Genomic DNA, 19864 nt, shown 5'->3' with positions numbered 1-19864 from the left:
ATTCAGGATGGGTCGTCCATGATGGACTGCAGGTAGTTCTGCAGCCCCACCTTGGCGAGGACGTCGAGCTGGGTCTCGAGGTAGTCGATGTGTTCCTCGGTGTCCTTCAGGATGTACTCGAGGAGGTCGCGAGAGACGTAGTCGGCGGATGTTTCGCACTGCGCGATACCTTCCTTGAGCGTCACCTGCGCGCCGCGTTCGCTGCGCAGGTCGCAGTCCAGCAGTTCGGGCACGTCCTCGCCGATCATCAGCTTGCCCAGGTCCTGCAGGTTGGGCAGGCCGTCCAGCATCAGGATGCGTTCCATCAGCCGGTCGGCATGCTTCATCTCCCCGATCGATTCCTCGTATTCCTTCTTCGCCAGCTTGCCGAATCCCCAGTGCTTGAGGATGCGGTAGTGCAGGAAGTACTGGTTCGTGGCCGTGAGTTCGTTGCGAAGCTGGGCCTGGAGCAGCTGGATGACCTTGGGATCGCCTTGCATGTGTTGTTCTCCGCGAGTGGGGCTGCTTGCCATTGTGCGGGCAGATCGCGCAGCGGCGGCGGCTGGCGCCGCCGCCGGATGCCTCAGGCCGGCACGCTGGTCCTGATCAGGTGATCGAAGGCGCTGAGCGCGGCCTTGGCGCCGTCGCCGGCGGCAATGATGATCTGCTTGTACGGCACCGTCGTCGCGTCGCCCGCCGCGAACACGCCTGGCACGGAGGTCTGGCCCCTGGCATCGACCACGATCTCGCCGTACCTGGACAGCTCCACCGAGCCCTTGAGCCAGTCGGTGTTCGGCACCAGCCCGATCTGGATGAAGATGCCCTCGAGCGGCACCTGGTGCAGCTCGCCGGTGGCGCGGTCCTTGTAGGTGAGGCCGTTGACCTTCTGGCCGTCCCCGGTGATCTCGGTGGTCTGCGCATTCAGGTGCACGGTGACATTCGGCAGGCTGTTGAGCTTGCGCTGCAGCACGGCGTCGGCGCGCAGCTTGGTGTCGAACTCGACGAGTGTCACGTGGCCCACGATGCCGGCCAGGTCGATCGCCGCTTCCACGCCCGAGTTGCCGCCGCCGACCACCGCCACGCGCTTGCCCTTGAACAGGGGCCCGTCACAGTGCGGGCAGTAGGCCACGCCCTTGTTCTTGTACTCGTGCTCGCCGGGCACGTTGATGTTGCGCCAGCGCGCGCCGGTGGACAGGATCACGGTGCGCGACTTCAGGGAGGCCCCGCTCTCCAGTTGCACCTCGATCATGCCGGTCCCGGGCACCAGCGCCTTGGCGCGCTGCAGGTTCATGATGTCCACGTCGTAGTGGCGCACGTGCTCCTCGAGCGCGAGCGCGAAGCGCGGCCCTTCGGTCTCCTTGACCGAGATGAAGTTCTCGATGCCCAGGGTGTCCAGCACCTGTCCGCCGAAGCGCTCGGATGCGATGCCGGTGCGGATGCCCTTGCGTGCGGCATACACCGCAGCGGCCGCGCCGGCCGGTCCGCCGCCGACGATCAGCACGTCGAAGGGTTCCTTGGCCGAGATCTTCGCGGCCTCGCGCTCGGCGCCGCTGGTGTCGATCTTGGCGACGATCTCTTCCAGGCTCATGCGGCCGTTGCCGAAGTAGGTGCCGTTGAGGAAGACCGTGGGCACGCCCATGATCTGCCGCTCCTCGATCTCCTTCTGGAACAGGCCGCCCTCGATCATCGTGGCCCGGATGCGGGGGTTCTGCACCGCCATCAGGTTGAGCGCCTGCACCACGTCGGGACAGTTGTGGCAGGTGAGCGAGACATAGACCTCGAAATCGAAGTCGCCGTCGAGCGCGCGGATCTGCTCCAGCAAGGCCTGCTCGACCTTGGGCGGATAGCCGCCCACCTGCAGCAGCGCCAGCACCAGCGAGGTGAACTCATGGCCCATGGGCAGGCCGGCGAAGCGCGGCCCGGTGTTGTGCCCCGGGCGGTGGATCATGAACGAGGGGGTGCGGTGCGGTCCCCCCTGCGTTTCGGTGACCGTGATCAGACGCGAGGTGTCGGCCACGTCGCGCAGCAGGGTGCGCATGTCCTGCGAGGCCTGCGAGTCATCGAGCGAGGCGGTGATTTCCACCGGCTGGGTGATGCGTTCGAGGTAGCTGGCGAGTTGAGCCTTGAGTGCGGCTTCGAGCATGGCGGTCTCCCGAGTGAGGCGTGGATACAAAAGGAAAGGCCCGGGGCAGGGGCGCCCCGGGCCTTCAGGTGGGTGCGCGAAATCGCTTAGATCTTGCCGACCAGGTCGAGCGACGGCTTGAGGGTCTGGGCGCCTTCTTCCCACTTGGCGGGGCAGACTTCACCGGGGTGCGACGCCACGTACTGGGCAGCCTTGACCTTGCGCAGCAGGTCGGCGGCGTTGCGGCCGATGCCCTCGGCGGTGATCTCGAGGGCCTGGATCACGCCCTGCGGGTCGACGATGAAGGTGCCGCGATCGGCCAGGCCTTCGTTCTCGCGCATGCAGTCGAAGTTGCGGGTGAGTTGGCCGGTCGGGTCGCCGATCATCGTGTACTGGATCTTGCGGATGGTGTCCGAGGCGTCGTGCCAGGCCTTGTGCGTGAAGTGGGTGTCGGTCGACACGGAGTAGATATCCACGCCCATCTTCTGAAACTCGGCGTACTGGTCGGCCACGTCGCCCAGCTCCGTCGGGCAGACGAAGGTGAAATCGGCGGGGTAGAAGAAGAACACCGCCCACTTGCCCTTGACCTGCTCGTCGCTCACTTCGATGAACTTGCCTTGACGGAAGGCCATGTTCTTGAACGGCTTGATCTGCGTGTTGATGACGGACATCAGTGGTTTCCTCGCTGTTGCTGAGTGGGTTTGGATGAAATGAGCCCGAAGGATAAAGGCGCTCCGGCCATCGATCCAATGTATTGCGTCAATCAAGGCAATTGGCCTCGGCTATAACGGCCGAGCATGAGGAAATCCCGTGAAGGGAACAACCCCAAGGCCGCCGCGCAGCCGCAGGCCCTCCCAGTGGCAACCGCGGAACCGGCTTTGCCGGGCCGCCGGTTGCCGCCCCCTCGGGGGTAGCGGCCGCAGGCCGCTCGGGGGGGGTCAATATTCAAGCCGCTCGGGGCGCAGCTCCTGCAGGATGGTGGTGGCGATCTCTTCAATGGACTTGGTCGTGGTGGACAGCCACCGGATGCCGGCGCGCCGCATCATGGCTTCGGCTTCGGCCACTTCCATGCGGCAGTTCTCCGGCGAGGCATAGCGGGAGTTGGGTCGCCGCTCGTTGCGGATCTCCGAGAGCCGCTCGGGCTGGATGGTGAGGCCGAAGATCTTCTTGCGGTGGGGAATCAGGGCACTGGGCAACTGCTGGCGCTCGAAGTCTTCCGGGATGAGCGGGTAGTTGGCGGCCTTCAGGCCGTATTGCATGGCCAGGTAGAGCGTGGTGGGCGTCTTGCCGCTGCGGCTGACGCCCACCAGGATCACGTCGGCGTGCTCGAGATCGGCGTTGCTCTGGCCGTCGTCGTGCGCCAGGCTGAAGTTGATGGCCTCGATGCGGTCGTGGTAGGCCTGGCTCTTGCTCACGTCGGAAAAGCGGCCCACCCGGTGGTTCGACTTCATGCCCAGTTCGATCTCGAGCGGCCGCACGAAGGTGCCGAACATGTCCAGCAGCATGGCCTTGCAGCCGCCTTCGATGACCTGGAGGATCTCGACGTTCACCAGCGTGGTGAAGACGATCGGACGCCGTCCTTCGACTTCCGCGACATGGTTGACCTGCCGCACGACCTGGTGGGCCTTGTCCACGGTGTCGATGAAAGGCAGTCGAACATGGCGAGGCTTGAACTCGAACTGCGCCAGGATGGCGTTGCCGAAGGTTTCGGCGGTGATGCCGGTGCCGTCGGAAATGAAGAACACGGTGCGGTTGGGCATGGAGGCCTTTCAAGGTGTGACCGCTGGGCCATCCGGAAGAGGGGCCCGCCTACAATCGCCGCAATTATCCGAATTCCCCCCCAATGCACCGCTGCTGCCCACTACAACAAGCACAAAGCCGCTCGCGCTGCCATGGGAAGACGCGCCTCGCGCGCGCCGCAAAGGTTTCAACTTCCGGAGCTTTCCCATGTCTTCCCGCTTCAGCCCGACCGCCCTGGTCGTACCGTTTGAAAACCTGAGGATGACCGACGTCGAGGTGGTCGGTGGCAAGAACGCCAGCCTCGGCGAGATGATTTCGCAGTTGCCCCAGGGGGTCCGCGTCCCCACCGGCTTCGCCACCACGGCCCACGCCTTCCGGCAATTCCTCGCGCACGATGGCCTGGCCGAGCGCATCCACGCACGCCTCGATGCGCTCGACACCGAGGATGTGCGGGCACTCGCCGCGGCCGGTGCCGAGATCCGCGCCTGGGTCGAGGCCCAGCCCTTTCCCCAGGATCTCGAGGCCGGGATCCGAAGCGCCTTCGAAACCCTGAGCGCTGGCAACGCGCGGGCCAGCTTCGCCGTGCGGTCCTCGGCCACGGCCGAGGATCTGCCCGACGCCTCGTTCGCGGGACAGCAGGAGACCTTCCTCAACGTGGTGGGCATCGAGCAGGTGCTGCACAAGATGAAGGAGGTGTTCGCCTCCCTCTACAACGACCGCGCCATCAGCTATCGCGTTCACAAGGGCTTCACCCATGCCGACGTGGCCCTGTCCGCCGGCGTGCAGCGCATGGTGCGCAGTGACCTCGGGGCGGCCGGCGTGATGTTCACCATCGACACCGAATCGGGCTTCCAGGACGTGGTCTTCATCACCTCCAGCTACGGCCTGGGCGAGACCGTGGTGCAAGGGGCGGTGAACCCGGACGAGTTCTACGTGCACAAGCCCATGCTGCGGGCCGGCAAGCGAGCGGTGATCCGGCGCAACCTGGGCAGCAAGCTGATTCAGATGGTGTTCGCCAGCGACGAGGAGAAATCGACCGGAGGCAAGCTGGTCAAGACCGTGGACGTACCGCTGGAGCAGCGCAACCGCTACTCACTCACCGACGCTGACGTCGAGCAGCTGGCCCACTATGCGCTGGTGATCGAACAGCACTACGGCCGGCCGATGGATATCGAATGGGGCAAGGACGGCCAGGACGGCCAGCTGTACATCCTGCAGGCACGTCCCGAAACGGTGAAGAGCCAGCAGCACGGCAAGGCCGAGCTGCGCTACAAGCTCAAGGGCAGGGGGCCGGTCCTGGCCGAAGGCAGGGCCATCGGGCAGAAGATCGGGACCGGGCCGGTGCGCCTGGTGCACAACATCAGCGAGATGGATCGGGTGCAACCCGGCGACGTGCTGGTCACCGACATGACCGACCCGAACTGGGAACCGGTGATGAAGCGCGCCAGCGCCATCGTCACCAACCGGGGCGGACGCACCTGCCATGCGGCCATCATCGCGCGTGAGCTGGGCATTCCCGCGGTGGTGGGCTGCGGCCACGCGACCGAAAGCCTCACCGACGGCACGCTGGTCACGGTGAGCTGTGCCGAGGGAGACACGGGGTTCATCTATGACGGCCTGCTCGAGACCGAGGTCAGCGAAGTGCAGCGCGGGGCCATGCCGCCCATCCAGACCAAGATCATGATGAACGTGGGCAACCCGCAACTGGCCTTCGACTTCGCCCAGTTGCCCAACGACGGTGTCGGGCTGGCGCGGCTGGAGTTCATCATCAACAACAACATCGGCGTCCATCCCAAGGCGATCCTCGACTATCCGAATGTCGACGCCGACCTGAAGAAGGCGGTCGAATCGGTGGCCCGCGGGCACGCTTCGCCGCGTGCGTTCTACGTCGACAAGGTGGCCGAAGGCGTGGCGACCATCGCCGCGGCGTTCTGGCCCAAGCCGGTGATCGTGCGGCTGTCCGACTTCAAGAGCAACGAGTACCGCAAGCTGATCGGCGGCTCGCGCTACGAGCCGGAGGAAGAGAACCCGATGCTCGGCTTCCGCGGAGCGGCGCGCTACATCAGTGCGGAGTTCGGCGAGGCCTTCGCCATGGAGTGCGAGGCGCTGCGTCGCGTGCGCGCCGAGATGGGTTTGACCAACGTGCAGGTGATGGTGCCCTTCGTTCGCACGCTGGGCCAGGCGGAGCGGGTGACACAGCTGCTCGCCAGCTTCGGGCTGGAGCGGGGCAAGGACGAGCTCAAGCTCATCATGATGTGCGAGGTGCCCAGCAATGCCATCCTGGCCGACGAGTTCCTGCAGTTCTTCGACGGCTTCTCGATCGGATCGAACGACCTGACCCAGCTCACGCTGGGCCTCGACCGCGACTCCGGCCTGGAATTGCTGGCTGCCGATTTCGACGAACGGGACCCGGCCGTCAAGGCGCTGCTCTCCCGGGCCATCGCGGCCTGCCTCAAGCAGGGCAAGTACGTGGGTATCTGCGGCCAGGGGCCGAGCGACCATCCGGACTTCGCCCAGTGGCTGGCCCAGCAGGGCATCGCCTCCATCTCGCTCAACCCCGACAGCGTGATCGCGACCTGGCAACGGCTGGCCAGCTGAGCCGCCGACGCAGGGTACGGGCGCGCACCGGCTGGGCGCGTTCGTGCCGCTGCTACAATCGCCGGCTTTGCCTTGCCACACCGCTTCAGACGCCTCAGGCGGGTGGCTTCATCCATAAGGAGCATCCATGCGTCACTACGAGATCATCTTGCTGATCCATCCGGATCAGAGCGAACAGGTTCCGGCCATGCTGGAACGCTACAAGGGCATGATCACCGCCGGCGGCGGCAAGATCCACCGCGTCGAGGACTGGGGCCGTCGCCAACTGGCCTACCAGATCAACAAGCTGGCCAAGGCCCACTACCTGTGCGTGAACATCGAGGCCGACCAGGCCGTGATGAACGAACTCGAGCATGCCTTCCGCTTCAACGACGCCGTGCTGCGCCACCTGACCGTGGTCAAGAAGAAGGCCGAGACCGGCCCGTCTTCCATGATGAAGACCGTCGAGCGCGAAGAAGCGCGCAAGGCCCAGCAGGCGGAGTTCCAGCAGCAGTCGTAAGACGGCGCTTGTCGCGCGCGTGAACCGGGTTGTCCTGAGTGCGCGTATCGCCGAGGCCTCGGCCCTGCGGTACACACCGGCCGGCGTGCCCGCCCTGGACCTGCGGCTCGAACACGAGTCCGAGGTCGAGCAGGCAGGGGGCCGGCGCCAGGTGAAGGCGGCGCTCAAGGCGGTGGCCTTCGGGGCCGACGCCGAGACCTTGGCCCGCCAGATCGTCGGCAGCCTGTGGCGGTTCGACGGCTTCCTGGCCAATCCGCGCAATGGCAAGCACCCTGTGCTCCATATCCAGCAGTTTCAGCAAGACTAGTTTTTCGAGAGGTCCACAAATGGCCACGTTCAAGAAGTTCAACAAGGACAAGCGTCCGAAGCGCAACACCCAATCGCTGCTGTTCAAGCGCAAGCGCTTCTGCCGCTTCACCGTCGCCGGCGTCGAGGAAATCGACTACAAGGATGTCGACACCCTGCGCGACTTCATCGCCGAAAACGGCAAGATCATCCCGGCGCGCCTGACCGGCACCCGCGCGATCTACCAGCGCCAGCTCAACACCGCCATCAAGCGCGCGCGCTTCCTGGCCCTGGTGCCCTACACCGACCAGCACCGCATCTGAGGAGTTCGAGACCATGCAAGTCATTCTTCTGGACAAGGTCGTGAACCTGGGCAACCTCGGCGAGATCGTGAAAGTGCGTGACGGCTACGCCCGCAACTTCCTGATCCCCACCGGCCGGGCCCGCCGCGCCACCGAAGCCAACAAGGCCGAGTTCGAAGCCAAGCGCCAGGAACTGGAAAAGGCCGCGGCCGCCAAACTTGCCGAGGCTCAAGGCCAAGGCGAAAAGCTGGCCGGCAGCACCGTCAAGCTCACCCAAAAAGCCGGTGTCGATGGCCGTTTGTTCGGCTCGGTCACCAATCAGGACATCGCCGAAGAGTTGGGCAAGCTGGGTTACCCGGTCGCCAAGGCCCAGGTCCGCATGCCCAACGGCCCGATCAAGCATGTGGGCGAGAGCACGGTCAACGTCGCTCTCCACACCGACGTGGTGGTCGAGCTCAACGTCACCGTCTACGGCGAGACTGCCTGAGCCGCTTCCGGCATTCTTCAGTTCAAAGCCGCCCGTGAGGCGGCTTTCTTCTTTTGCGGACATTTGTCCGGCTGGATGGTTATCCGCTTGTTGTCCGCTGCTTGGCCACCGGATTTCCACAGGCTTATCCCGTGACCGCGCGACGTGCTGGCCCTACCATCGGCAGCCCTGAAGAGGATGAGATGGCTGCAGTACTAACCCCTGTCGAAGACGATTTCCCGCGCGACCGCGAGGTGGCGCAACTCAGGGTGCCGCCCCACTCGATCGAAGCCGAATCCAGCGTGCTGGGGGGGCTGCTCCTGGACAACGGCGCCTGGGACCGCATCGGTGACTTGCTGACCGACGGCGACTTCTATCGCTATGAGCACCGCCTGATCTTCAAGGCCGTGGCTGACCTGGTGAACGGCAGCAAGCCGGCCGACGTGATCACGGTCTACGAGCATCTGCAAAGCCTGGGCAAGGCCGACGAGATCGGCGGCCTGGCCTACCTGAACTCCCTGGCCCAGTACGTCCCCAGCGCGGCCAACATCCGCCGCTATGCCGAGATCGTTCGCGAGCGCGGCATCCTGCGCAAGCTGGTCTCGGCGTCGGACGAGATCGCCACGGCGGCCTTCAACCCCCAGGGCAAGGCCGTCGACAAGATCCTCGACGAGGCCGAGCAGAAGATCTTCCACATTGGCGAGGAAGGCTCGCGCTCGAAGCAGGGCTTCCACGACATGGGCTCGCTGGTCGTGGACTTGCTCGACCGGGTGCAGGAGATGGCCGACAACCCGGCCGACATCACCGGCGTGCCCACCGGCTTCTACGACCTGGACCGCATGACCTCGGGCCTCCAGGCCGGCGACATGATCGTGCTGGCCGCGCGACCCTCCATGGGCAAGACCTCGCTGGCGATCAACATCGCCGAGCACGTGGCGCTGAACGAGGAGCTGCCGGTCGCCGTGTTCTCGATGGAGATGGGCGCCGCGCAGCTGGCGGTGCGTATCGTCGGCTCCATCGGCCGCATCGACCAGGGGCACCTGCGCACCGGCAAGTTGTCGGACGAGGAATGGCCGCGGCTGACCGAGGCGATCGAGAAGCTGCGCAACGTGTCGCTGCACATCGACGAGACCCCCGGCCTCACGGTGAGCGAGTTGCGCGCCAACGCCCGGCGCCTGGCGCGCCAGTGCGGCGGCAAGCTGGGGTTGATCGTGATTGACTACCTGCAGCTCATGAGCGTGTCCAGCGGCATGGGCGATGAGAACCGGGCCACCGCCGTCGGCGAAATCTCGCGCGGCCTGAAGATGCTGGCCAAGGAACTGGGCTGCCCGGTGATCGCGCTATCCCAGCTTTCGCGCGGAGTGGAGTCGCGAACCGACAAGCGCCCGATGATGAGTGACCTTCGCGAGTCCGGCGCCATCGAGCAGGATGCCGACGTCATCATGTTCATCTACCGGGACGACTACTACAACAAGGACTCCAAGGAGCCCGGTGTCGCCGAGGTGATCATCAGCAAACAGCGAAACGGCCCCACCGGGACCGTCAAGCTGGCGTTCATCAAGCCGCTCACCAAGTTCGAGTCGCTCGCCTCGGGAAGCGACGACTTCTAGGGTCCGGGGCCCGGGGCCCAGGGGGCAGCCGAGAGCCGGGGGGCTCCCTGGTGGTCCCTAGCCCCCAGCCCCCGACCCCTGTCGCCTTGCCTTCACAACGCGTCCGAGGCGAAATCAGCCAGGCGCGAGCGCTCGCCGCGCGCCAGGGTGATGTGGCCCCCATGCGGCCACCCCTTGAACTTGTCCACCGCGAAGGTGAGTCCCGAGGAGCCTTCGGTGAGGTAGGGCGTGTCGATCTGCGCCAGGTTGCCCATGCAGATGATCTTGGTGCCCGGGCCGGCGCGCGTGATCAGCGTCTTCATCTGCTTGGGCGTGAGGTTCTGGGCCTCGTCGATGATGACGTACTTGTTCAGGAACGTGCGACCGCGCATGAAGTTCATGCTCTTGACCTTGATGCGGCTACGGATCAACTCGTTGGTGGCGGCCCGGCCCCACTCGCCGGCGCTGGTCTCGGTCTTGGCGAGCACCTCGAGGTTGTCGTCCAGTGCTCCCATCCACGGTCCCATTTTTTCTTCCTCGGTGCCTGGCAGGAAGCCGATGTCCTCGCCGACGCTCACCGTCGCCCGGGTCACGATGATTTCGGTGTAGCGCCGCTCGTCCAGTACCTGCGTGAGTCCGGCTGCCAAGGCCATCAACGTCTTCCCGGTGCCGGCCGTTCCGGTGAGGGTGACGAAGTCGATCTCCGGATCCATGAGCAGGTTCATGGCGAAGTTCTGCTCGCGGTTGCGGGTGGTGACGCCCCAGACGGCGTGCTTGAGGTGACCGTAGTCCTTCAGCGTCTTGAACACAGCCGTCTTGCCGCGAATCTCGGTCACCCGGGCGTACAGGCTGGGCTCGCCAGGCGACTCGAAGTACACGAACTGGTTGATCAGCAGGCTGGGCACGATCGGTCCGGTGATGCGGTAGTAAGTGTGCAGACCGCTTTGCCAGCTCTCCACGGTCTTGCCGTGCTTGGACCAGAAGTCCGCGGGCAGCGCCAGCGCGCCTGCATAGAGCAACTCCAGGTCGTCGATGGTCTTGTCGTTGCGATAGTCCTCGGTGGCCAGGCCCAGCGCACGCGCCTTTACGCGCATGTTGATGTCCTTGGAAACCAGCACGACCTCGCGCGGTGCGTGCTTGTCGCGCAGTGCCTGCACCACCCCGAGGATCTGGTTGTCCGCCTTGCCCTGTGGCAGGTTCTGGGGCGCGGCGACGTTGAGCGCCTGGGTCTGGAAGAACAGGCATCCTCCCGCCTCGCGGTGACCGGCCGAATCCAGGCGAATGCCGGCGGTGATGTCGACACCCTGGCTGCCCGCCAGCGCGTCGAGCGAGCGGCTGGCCTGGCGCGCATTGCGCGCCACCTCGGTGGTGCCCTTCTTGTGACTGTCCAGTTCCTCGAGCACGATCATCGGCAGGAAGATGTCGTGTTCTTCGAACCGGAACAGGCACATGGGGTCGTGCATCAGCACGTTCGTGTCGAGCACGAACAGCTTGGCCGGCCCGGTCGATCTGGGCTTGGCCTTGCGGGGCTTCGGTTCCGGTGGCGCAGCGGCAGCCGCTTTGCGCCTGGAGGTGTCTTCGACAAGAGCCTCTTCCGGCTGGTCGAGCACGACGATCTCTTCGTCTTCCCCGTGGAAGAGGTTCTCGGCGAGCGCGGCCTCGGCGCCACTGCCGGGCCGCCCGGCGAATGCCACCGGCTGCGGCTTTTCAGGCGCGCCGGTCGCGGCCTCCGTCCGTTTTCGAGCCGACCTTTGCGCTGGCCGCTGGTTTGCCTCGAAGGCTTCCGGCGAGAGCAGGGTGGCACGTTTGGAGGGGGCGGCGGGCAAGGGCATATGACGTGGTTTTCCCTGATGAGGCGGGCTGGAAACAAAAAAGCCGCACCGGAGACCGGGCGGCTTTTGCGGAGCTGGGACTGGTGACGCGTGGCGTCAGGGACAACAGCATGGGGTCATTATGCATGCCGACCCGGAACCGGCTACAGGCTCGGCCGGCCTGTTGCAACCAGACGTCAAGCAGCCTTCTTGAGCAGCTTGACGGCCTTGAGAACCTCGTCCACGTGGCCTGGCACCTTCAAGCCGCGCCACTCCTGCTTGAGGATGCCATCGGCACCGATCAGGAAGGTGCTGCGCTCGATGCCCTTGACCTTCTTGCCGTACATGATCTTGTTCTTGACCACGCCGAACATGTGGCACATCTTCTCTTCCGTATCGGCGATGAGATCGAAAGGCAACTCGAGCTTGGCCTTGAACTCATCATGCGACTTCATGTTGTCGCGCGACACGCCGAACACGGTGGCTCCTGCTTTCACGAAGTCCTTGTACTTGTCGCGAAACTGCATGGCTTCGGTCGTGCAGCCCGGCGTGTTGTCCTTGGGATAGAAGTACAGCACGAGAATCTGACCCAGATGAGTGGTGTTGGACACCTTGAGGCCGCCGGTGGCGTTCGCTTCAAATTCTGGGATGGGCTTGTTGACTACGATCGCCATGGATTTGCTTCTCGTGTGACTTGGGTTTTCTCGTGGCGGCGCGAGCGCGGGGCCCGGCGAGGACCCTCGATTTTAACTGAATTGCCCCCGGACCGGCTGGCGTGGGGACGAGGTGGAAACGCTTAGGCGACTGGTTCGAGCAACAAGGCAGCGGCCACGCGGCGCCCCTCCTGGGCCAGGATGTTGTAGGTGCGGCAGGCTGCCGCGGTGTCCATCGTCTCGATGCCGATACGCCGTGAAGCCAGCGGCGCGATCCAGGCTGGGCGCGGGAAGCGGATGCGTGAGCCGCTGCCGAAGATCACCACCTCGATGTCGAGCTTGGCCAGCGTCTCGAAATGGGAGGGCTCCAGGTGCTCGTACCTGGTGGCGTTCCAGTCGATGCGTTGGCCATCGGAGGCCACGATGACGCTGTGCTCGATGCGCTCGCCATCGACCGCGATCCAGCCGGGCCCGTGGCTGGTGATCGTGGGCGCGTCGGAACGGTCGGGCTGAAGTTTCATGGCTTAGCAACTATGGTCAAATTGTAGGTTTTCACCCGAGAGACGCCTGCCAGGAGGGGCCTTGAAGACCATCCACAAATCGGCCAAGCTGGCCAATGTCCTCTATGACATCCGCGGTCCCATCATGGACGCGGCTCGGCGCATGGAGGAGGACGGACACAAGGTCATCAAGCTCAACATCGGCAACCTGGCCGCCTTCGGCTTCGATGCGCCCGAGGAAATCCAGCAGGACATGATCCGCAACCTCGGCAATTCGGCGGGGTACTCGGACAGCAAAGGTATTTTCGCCGCTCGCAAGGCGGTGATGCACTACACCCAGCAGCAGGGCATCAAGGGCGTGGCTCTCGATGACGTCTACCTGGGCAACGGAGCCAGCGAGTTGATCGCCATGGCGACCAACGCCTTGCTGGACGATGGCGACGAACTGCTCCTGCCGGCACCCGACTACCCGCTGTGGACCGCCGCCACCAGCCTGTCGGGCGGCACCCCCGTCCACTACATGTGCGATGAAGCCAATGGCTGGATGCCCGACCTGGCCGATATCCGCCGCAAGATCACGCCCCACACCAAGGGCATCGTCGTCATCAACCCCAACAACCCGACCGGCGCGCTCTATTCCGAAGAGCTGCTGCGCGGCCTGGTGGCCATCGCCCGCGAACACGGGCTGGTGATCCTGGCCGACGAGGTGTACGACAAGGTGCTCTACGACGACGCGCGCCACGTGGCGCTGGCCAGCCTCTCCGAAGATGTGCTCACGCTCACCTTCAATTCGCTGTCCAAGAGCTACCGCTCCTGCGGCTACCGGGCCGGCTGGATGGTGGTGTCGGGCGACAGGCGCGCCGCGGCCGACTACATCGAAGGCCTGAACATGCTCACCAACATGCGCCTGTGCGCCAACGTGCCGGGGCAGTACGCCATCCAGACGGCGCTCGGCGGCTACCAGAGCATCCACGAGCTCGTCGGGCCCGGCGGCCGCCTGCGTCGCCAGCGCGACCTGGCCTACGAGTTGATCACCGCCATTCCCGGTGTCACCTGCGTGAAGCCGCAGGCTGCCCTGTACATGTTTCCCCGGCTGGATCCGGCCGTGTACCCGATCCAGGACGACCGCCAGTTCTTCCTCGAGCTGCTCGAGGAAACGCGCGTGATGCTGGTGCAGGGCACCGGATTCAACTGGCCGCATCCCGATCATTTCCGCATCGTCTTCCTCCCGCACGAAGACGACCTTCGCGAGGCCATCGGCCGTATCGCGAAATTCCTTGAAAACTACCGCAAGCGTCACTCCAAATGAAACCCATCCAAGTCGGCCTGCTGGGCATCGGCACCGTCGGCAGCGGCGTGTTCAACGTCCTTGAGCGCAACCAGACCGAAATCATGCGCCGCGCCGGCCGTGGCATCGAGATCGCCATGGTGGCGGACCTGGATACCGCGCGCGCCAAGGCGGTCGTGGGTGAGCGGGTGCGGGTGGTCAACGACGCGCGCGCCGTGATCGCGGACCCCGACATCGACATCGTGGTCGAACTGATCGGCGGCTACGGCATCGCGCGCCAACTGGTGATGGAAGCCATCGAGGCGGGCAAGCACGTCATTACCGCCAACAAGGCGCTGCTGGCCGTGCACGGCACCGAGATCTTCGCGGCCGCCCACCAGCGCGGCGTGATGGTGGCCTTCGAAGCCGCCGTCGCCGGCGGCGTGCCCATCATCAAGGCCCTGCGCGAGGGCCTCACGGCCAACCGCATCGAGTGGATCGCCGGCATCATCAACGGCACCACCAACTTCATCCTGTCGGAGATGCGCGACAAGGGGCTCGATTTCGAGGTCGTGCTCAAGGAAGCGCAGCGCCTGGGCTATGCCGAGGCCGACCCCACCTTCGACATCGAAGGGGTCGACGCCGCGCACAAGGCCACCATCATGTCGGCCATTGCGTTCGGCATTCCGGTGCAGTTCGACAAGGCCCATGTCGAAGGCATCACGAAGTTGGCCGCCCAGGACATCCGCTACGCCGAGCAGTTGGGCTACCGCATCAAGCTGCTGGGGATCACCAAGCGCGCCGAGCACGGCATCGAGCTGCGCGTGCACCCCAGCCTGGTGCCGGCCAAGCGGCTGTTGGCCAATGTCGAAGGCGCGATGAACGCGGTCGTGGTGCACGGCGACGCCGTGGGCACCACGCTCTACTACGGTAAAGGAGCCGGCAGCGAGCCCACGGCCAGTGCGGTGATCGCCGACCTGGTCGACGTGACCCGGCTGCACACGGCCGACGCGGCGCATCGGGTGCCGCACCTGGCCTTCCAGCCCGACTGCATGAGCGACCAGCCCGTGTTGCCCATGAGCGAGGTCGTCACCAGCTATTACCTGCGCCTGCGGGTCGCCGACGAGGCCGGCGTGCTGGCGCAGGTCAGCGGCCTGCTGGCCGGAGCCGGCATTTCCATCGACGCCATGCTGCAGCGCGAGGCCGGCGAGGGCGAGAACCAGACCGACCTGATCATCCTCACGCACAGCGTGCGCGAAGGCACCATGAACGACGTGCTGGCGAAGATGCAGGCGCTGCCCGCCGTGCTCGCGCCCATCGTTCGCATTCGCAAGGAAGAACTGGCCTGACGCCATCGACATGAAGTACCTGTCCACGCGCGGCCATCCCGACCGCAAGCGCTTCTGCGAAATCCTGCTCGAGGGACTGGCGCCCGACGGCGGCCTGTACCTGCCCGAGCACTACCCGCTCGTCGATGACGCCACGCTCGCGCGCTGGCGCGGCCTGCCGTACGCCGACCTGGCGTTCGAGATCCTCGCCCTCTACATCGACGACATCCCGGCCGATGACCTGCGCGCCTTGTGCCGCAAGACCTACACCGCCGAGGTGTTCGGTACGCCCGAGATCGTGCCGCTCAAGCAGCTCGAGCCGGGGCTGTACCTGGAGGCGCTGTCCAACGGGCCCACGCTGGCCTTCAAGGACATGGCCATGCAGTTGCTGGGCAACCTGTTCGAGTACGAGCTGGCGCGGCGCGGCGAGGAGCTGAACATCCTGGGCGCCACCTCGGGAGACACCGGCAGCGCGGCCGAGTACGCCATGCGCGGCAAGAAGGGCGTGCGGGTCTTCATGACCTCGCCGCACGGGCGCATGAGCCCTTTCCAGCAGGCGCAGATGTTCAGCCTGCAGGACGAGAACATCCACAACCTGGCTATCCGGGGCGTGTTCGACGATTGCCAGGACATCGTCAAGGCCGTCTCCAACGACCTGGCCTTCAAGCGGCAGTGGCGCATCGGCACCGTCAATTCGATCAACTGGGCACGGCTGGTGGCCCAGGTGGTCTATTACTTCGCGGGCTATTTCCAGGCCACGCGCGGCAACGACGAGCGCGTGAGCTTCACCGTGCCGTCGGGCAACTTCGGCAACATCTGCGCCGGCCACGTGGCCCGCATGATGGGCCTGCCCATCGACCGGCTGGTCGCCGCCACCAACGAGAACGACGTGCTGGACGAGTTCTTCCGCACCGGCGTCTACCGCGTGCGTGGCAGCGCCGACACCTTCGAGACGTCCAGTCCATCGATGGATATCTCCAAGGCCAGCAACTTCGAGCGCTTCGTCTTCGATCTGCTGGACCGCGACGCCGCGCAGGTGCGCGCCCTGTTCGGCGACGCCCTGGCCACCCAGGGCCGGTTCGACCTGTCGGCGCGCCTGCCGCTGGCGCGCGAGCGCTTCGGGTTCGCCAGCGGCCGCAGCACCCATGCCGACCGCGTGGCGACCATCCGCGACGCCTGGCAGCGCTGGCAGACGATGGTCGACACGCACACGGCAGACGGCCTGAAGGTGGCGCAGGCGCATCGCCAGCCCGGTGTGCCCATGATCGTGCTGGAGACGGCGCTACCCATCAAGTTCGCCGCGACCATCGTCGAGGCGCTGGGTCGTGAGCCGCTGCGGCCCCGGCGCTTCGAGGGCATCGAGCTCCTGCCCAAGCGCGTCACGGTCCTGCCGGCCGACGTGCAGCAGGTCAAGGACTACATCGCGGCGCACAGCTGCTGAGCGAGGTTGCGCCATGAAGGTCGTCGGCTTCGCCGGCTATTCGGGATCGGGCAAGACCACGCTGGTCGAGCAACTCATCCCCGCCCTCAAGCTGCGCGGCCTGCGGGTCTCCGTGGTCAAGCACGCGCACCACAAGTTCGACATCGACCACCCCGGCAAGGACACCTGGCGCCACCGTGAAGCCGGAGCCTTCGAGGTGGTGGTCGCCTCTGACCGCCGGCTGGCCTTGATGCGCGAGTTCGAGCAGCCGGCCCGGCTCTCGGTGCACCACCTGCTGGCCGAGCTGTACGCCGGCGTCGACTGGGTGCTGGTCGAAGGCTTCAAGGACAGCGACCTGCTCAAGATCGAGGTCTGGCGCCCCGATGCGGGCAAGCCGGCCCGCTACACCGACGACGACTTCATCGTGGCCATCGCCACCGACCAGCCGGACCGGCTGCCCCAAGCCACCCTGCGCCCGGTGCTGGATCTCAATGATCCCGATGCGCTGGCGCAGTGGCTGGTCGACCATGGCCATCGTTTCGATTACGACCCGGAGAACTACGCATGACCGCGCCGCGTCCGCCGCTGCGCCCGCTCGACGAGGCGCTGGCCGAAGTCCTTTCGCAGGTCCGGCCGCTGGCTCACACCCAGCGGGTGCGCACCTTCGATGCCGACGGCCGGGTGCTGGCTCAGGACGTCGTCTCGCTGCTGCAGGTGCCGCCGCAGGACAACAGTTCCATGGACGGCTACGCGGTCCGCGTGGCCGAGGTGGCGCAAGCGGTGGCGTCGGGCCAGCCGCTGCCAGTGAGCCAGCGTATTCCGGCCGGTGCCGCTGCGGCGCCCCTGGCGCCGGCCAGTGTGGCGCGCATCTTCACCGGCGCCCCAGTGCCCGAAGGCGCCGATGCGATCGTGATGCAGGAAGACGCCGAGCCGGCCGGGGAGGGCGCGGTGCGGCTGCTCAAGGTACCCGCGCCGGGTGAATGGATCCGGCGCAGCGGCGAAGACGTGCACCGTGGAGCCACCATCCTGCGAGCCGGCGACCGGCTGGGTGCGGCGGCCCTCGGGCTGGCCGCCGGAGTCGGCATGGCCGAGCTGGAGGTCGCGGCGCGCCCCCGCGTGACGCTGTTCTCCACCGGCGACGAACTGGTCATGCCCGGTGACGTGCCGCCCGAGCAGATGAAGCCCGGGACCATCTACAACTCCAACCGCTTCTTCCTGCGCAGCCTGTTGCTGCGACTGGGCTGCGAGGTGAGCGATCGAGGCATCGTTCCCGATCGGCGTGACGCCACGCTCGAAGCGCTGGCAAGAGCCGCGGAGACCAGCGACCTGATCCTCACCAGCGGCGGTGTGTCCGTCGGGGAGGAAGACCACATCAAGCCCGCCGTGCAGCAGCTGGGTCGCCTTGACCTGTGGCAGATCGCCATGAAGCCGGGCAAGCCCTTCGCATTCGGCCGGGTCGGCGATTCGCACTTCATCGGCCTGCCCGGCAACCCGGTGTCGAGCTTCGTCACCTTCCTGCTGCTGGTGCGGCCGTTCCTGCTGCGCCTGCAGGGCGCCCAGGCGGTCCAACCCGTGGCCATGCAACTGCCGGCGCACTTCGAGTGGCCGCGTGCCGACAAGCGCCGCGAGTTCCTGCGCGTGCGCCGCAACGCGCAGGGTGGGCTGGATCTGTTTCCGAACCAAAGCTCGGGCGTGCTGACTTCCGTGGCCTGGGGCGACGGGTTGGTCGACGTGGCACCGGGGCGCACCGTCACCCGTGGCGAGCTCGTCCCCTTTCTGAATTTCGCGGAGTTGCTCGCATGAAACTGCAGGTGCGTTACTTCGCCTCGATCCGCGAGGCGCTGGGTGCCGGCGAAGCGCTGGAGACCCGTGCCGCCACCCTCGGCGCCTTGCGCGACGAGCTCATCGCCCGGGGCGGCTCGCATGCCGAAGTGCTGGCCCGGGGCCGCGCGCTGCGGGTCGCGCTCGACCAGGTCATGGCCGACGAATCGGCGGCCCTGCGCGAAGGCGCCGAAGTCGCCTTCTTCCCCCCGGTGACCGGAGGCTGAAATGGCGAGCCATCCTCGCGTGGTCGTGCAGGCCGACGACTTCGACCTCTCGCTTGAGGTGGCGGCCCTGCGCGCGCAGGACCCGGGCGTCGGCGCAATCTGCGCCTTCGTGGGCACGGTGCGCGACCACAGCGACGGCAGCCGGGTCAGCGCCCTGGAGCTGGAGCACTACCCGGGAATGACCGAGAAGTCCATCGAGGCCATGGTGGACGAAGCCTTCCGGCGCTTCGACATCCGCGCGGTGAAGGTCATCCACCGCATCGGGCCGCTGCGGCTGCAGGACCAGATCGTCCTGGTGGCCGTGACCTCGGCCCACCGGCATCAGAGCTTCCAGGCCTGCGAGTTCCTGATGGACTACCTGAAGACGCAGGCGCCGTTCTGGAAGAAGGAAACCACCGCCGACGGGCAGCAGCGCTGGGTGGATGCCCGTAGCGCCGACGACGAGGCGTTGCGGCGCTGGGGGCTGCAGTCGGGCAACGGATCCCTACCGGGTTGACCGGTCAGGCGTCAGTCGGAATCGCCGGTACGCGTCGCTGGCTGTCTCCATCAGATTGCGTTTCACTTGCTGCAAAGCGGCCAGGGACTCGTCGGTGGGGTTGTCCAGTGCGCTGTGCAGAAGCGTTCTGTTGAGAGCGCTCAGGTTGGGCGCCAGATCCCCCTGAGGGTCGAAGGCCTTTCGCATGCGAGCCGAAAGCAGGGGCCGCTCTTGCGGGGATTGCGCCTGGAGGGCATCGAGCGCAATCAGCAGGAACAAACTCTCGGCCGACTGCTCCCCAACCGCAAATGCCAGGAACTGGTTCAGTCGAGTGGCACGGCGCGATGCAAGCAAGTCGGCCAGGTGATCGGGCCAGGGCCCATCGACTTGCGGGTCGCCGGCAAACCGGTTGAAGTTCTCCGGCAGTCCGTGATTCCTGGCCAGGTCGACCTGACTTGCAGGAGGCGTGTCCCAGGCCACGCGGATCGATGTGGCCGCGGGTGACGGAGCACGCGCGACGGCGCGGCTTGGGGTTTGCAGCGATTGCGTTCGCGACGCCGAAGGGCTGGCGGGGACCACCCTGCGGTGGAACCAACCTGGGCAGCAGCATTCGAGCAGCCGCGTCAGGCCTGGCCGCGGCGCCGGCCGCCGGGCCGGATGATCGGGCGACGCCACGCTCGTGCGGCTCGGAGAGCCCGTGCTCGCGCGGCTGGGAGATTGGCGGGGGTAGTGAAAACGGACGACTTGGATGGGCATGGGATCTTTCAGACCAAGGGCTGGAA

General features: G+C 66.0%; 21 protein-coding genes. 13 read left to right on the top strand and 8 right to left on the bottom strand.

Features of this window, described 5'->3' with window-relative positions; all coding sequences use genetic code 11:
- Window positions 1-2: 2 nt before the first annotated feature.
- The 4 genes from bfr to ppsR all read right to left on the bottom strand — a co-directional run bounded on the left by bfr (window position 3) and on the right by ppsR (window position 3861).
- Window positions 3-479, bottom strand: coding sequence for a bacterioferritin (bfr, locus tag JI739_RS03665; protein ID WP_201682468.1), 477 nt, complete (start codon window positions 477-479; stop codon window positions 3-5).
- Between the two features lie 83 nt (window positions 480-562).
- Complete coding sequence (ahpF, locus tag JI739_RS03660) at window positions 563-2122, bottom strand: alkyl hydroperoxide reductase subunit F (protein WP_201682467.1); 1560 nt, start codon at window positions 2120-2122, stop codon at window positions 563-565.
- An 86-nt stretch (window positions 2123-2208) separates the two neighbouring features.
- Window positions 2209-2772, bottom strand: a complete 564-nt coding sequence (ahpC, locus tag JI739_RS03655) for an alkyl hydroperoxide reductase subunit C (RefSeq protein ID WP_201682466.1) — start codon at window positions 2770-2772, stop codon at window positions 2209-2211.
- A 267-nt stretch (window positions 2773-3039) separates the two neighbouring features.
- A complete protein-coding gene (gene ppsR, locus JI739_RS03650) occupies window positions 3040-3861 on the bottom strand; it encodes a posphoenolpyruvate synthetase regulatory kinase/phosphorylase PpsR (protein ID WP_201682465.1) in 822 nt (273 codons plus the stop codon).
- Window positions 3862-4048: 187 nt separating this feature from the next.
- On the opposite strand from ppsR, the gene ppsA reads away from it, so the two are divergent.
- From ppsA to dnaB, 6 genes are all read left to right on the top strand, one after another.
- On the top strand, window positions 4049-6439 hold the full coding sequence (ppsA, locus tag JI739_RS03645) for a phosphoenolpyruvate synthase (RefSeq protein ID WP_201682464.1): 2391 nt from the start codon (window positions 4049-4051) through the stop codon (window positions 6437-6439).
- Window positions 6440-6566: 127 nt separating this feature from the next.
- A complete protein-coding gene (rpsF, locus tag JI739_RS03640; protein WP_201682463.1) occupies window positions 6567-6938 on the top strand; it encodes a 30S ribosomal protein S6 in 372 nt (123 codons plus the stop codon).
- 19 nt (window positions 6939-6957) lie between these two features.
- Window positions 6958-7245: a primosomal replication protein N gene (gene priB / locus JI739_RS03635; RefSeq protein ID WP_201682462.1), complete on the top strand. Its 288-nt coding sequence runs from the start codon at window positions 6958-6960 to the stop codon at window positions 7243-7245.
- A 19-nt stretch (window positions 7246-7264) separates the two neighbouring features.
- Window positions 7265-7546, top strand: coding sequence for a 30S ribosomal protein S18 (rpsR, locus tag JI739_RS03630; protein WP_141512932.1), 282 nt, complete (start codon window positions 7265-7267; stop codon window positions 7544-7546).
- A gap of 13 nt (window positions 7547-7559) precedes the next feature.
- The gene (rplI, locus tag JI739_RS03625; RefSeq protein WP_201682461.1) at window positions 7560-8012 is read left to right on the top strand and encodes a 50S ribosomal protein L9; all 453 of its coding nucleotides are present in this window, start codon (window positions 7560-7562) and stop codon (window positions 8010-8012) included.
- Between the two features lie 182 nt (window positions 8013-8194).
- Window positions 8195-9601 (top strand): replicative DNA helicase, encoded by a 1407-nt coding sequence (gene dnaB / locus JI739_RS03620; protein WP_201682460.1) that lies wholly within the window; start codon window positions 8195-8197, stop codon window positions 9599-9601.
- 92 nt (window positions 9602-9693) lie between these two features.
- On the opposite strand, the gene JI739_RS03615 is transcribed toward dnaB, so the two are convergent.
- From JI739_RS03615 to JI739_RS03605, 3 genes are all read right to left on the bottom strand, one after another.
- The gene (locus tag JI739_RS03615; protein WP_435531585.1) at window positions 9694-11274 is read right to left on the bottom strand and encodes a PhoH family protein; all 1581 of its coding nucleotides are present in this window, start codon (window positions 11272-11274) and stop codon (window positions 9694-9696) included.
- A 314-nt stretch (window positions 11275-11588) separates the two neighbouring features.
- Entirely contained in the window at window positions 11589-12065 is a 477-nt protein-coding gene (locus tag JI739_RS03610) for a peroxiredoxin (protein WP_201682458.1), read from the bottom strand.
- Window positions 12066-12187: 122 nt separating this feature from the next.
- On the bottom strand, window positions 12188-12565 hold the full coding sequence (locus tag JI739_RS03605) for an Mth938-like domain-containing protein (RefSeq protein WP_201682457.1): 378 nt from the start codon (window positions 12563-12565) through the stop codon (window positions 12188-12190).
- Between the two features lie 61 nt (window positions 12566-12626).
- Between JI739_RS03605 and JI739_RS03600 the strand changes: the two genes are divergently transcribed.
- The 7 genes from JI739_RS03600 to moaE are packed head-to-tail and all read left to right on the top strand — an operon-like array spanning window position 12627 to window position 19103.
- Window positions 12627-13853, top strand: a complete 1227-nt coding sequence (locus JI739_RS03600; RefSeq protein WP_201682456.1) for a pyridoxal phosphate-dependent aminotransferase — start codon at window positions 12627-12629, stop codon at window positions 13851-13853.
- Entirely contained in the window at window positions 13850-15160 is a 1311-nt protein-coding gene (locus JI739_RS03595; protein ID WP_201682455.1) for a homoserine dehydrogenase, read from the top strand. The genes JI739_RS03600 and JI739_RS03595 overlap by 4 nt, the downstream gene beginning before the upstream one ends.
- Window positions 15161-15170: 10 nt before the next feature.
- A complete protein-coding gene (gene thrC / locus JI739_RS03590; RefSeq protein WP_201682454.1) occupies window positions 15171-16580 on the top strand; it encodes a threonine synthase in 1410 nt (469 codons plus the stop codon).
- A gap of 13 nt (window positions 16581-16593) precedes the next feature.
- Window positions 16594-17127 (top strand): molybdopterin-guanine dinucleotide biosynthesis protein B, encoded by a 534-nt coding sequence (gene mobB, locus JI739_RS03585; RefSeq protein ID WP_201682453.1) that lies wholly within the window; start codon window positions 16594-16596, stop codon window positions 17125-17127.
- Window positions 17124-18362: a molybdopterin molybdotransferase MoeA gene (locus tag JI739_RS03580; protein WP_201682452.1), complete on the top strand. Its 1239-nt coding sequence runs from the start codon at window positions 17124-17126 to the stop codon at window positions 18360-18362. Before mobB ends, JI739_RS03580 begins: the two co-directional genes overlap by 4 nt.
- Window positions 18359-18607, top strand: a complete 249-nt coding sequence (gene moaD, locus JI739_RS03575) for a molybdopterin converting factor subunit 1 (protein WP_201682451.1) — start codon at window positions 18359-18361, stop codon at window positions 18605-18607. Before JI739_RS03580 ends, moaD begins: the two co-directional genes overlap by 4 nt.
- Window position 18608: 1 nt before the next feature.
- Window positions 18609-19103 (top strand): molybdopterin synthase catalytic subunit MoaE, encoded by a 495-nt coding sequence (moaE, locus tag JI739_RS03570; RefSeq protein ID WP_201682450.1) that lies wholly within the window; start codon window positions 18609-18611, stop codon window positions 19101-19103.
- Here the strand turns inward: moaE and JI739_RS03565 are convergent.
- Window positions 19092-19562: a hypothetical protein gene (locus JI739_RS03565; RefSeq protein WP_201682449.1), complete on the bottom strand. Its 471-nt coding sequence runs from the start codon at window positions 19560-19562 to the stop codon at window positions 19092-19094. The two genes, moaE and JI739_RS03565, sit on opposite strands and share 12 nt — an antisense overlap.
- Between the last annotated feature and the right edge of the window lie 302 nt (window positions 19563-19864).

Origin of the sequence: Ramlibacter aurantiacus, from assembly GCF_016722895.1 — a bacterium.
GTDB classification, from domain to species: domain Bacteria; phylum Pseudomonadota; class Gammaproteobacteria; order Burkholderiales; family Burkholderiaceae_C; genus Ramlibacter; species Ramlibacter aurantiacus.
Note: the sequence above shows the minus strand (reverse complement) of the source record. Positions and strands in the feature narration are given on the sequence as shown.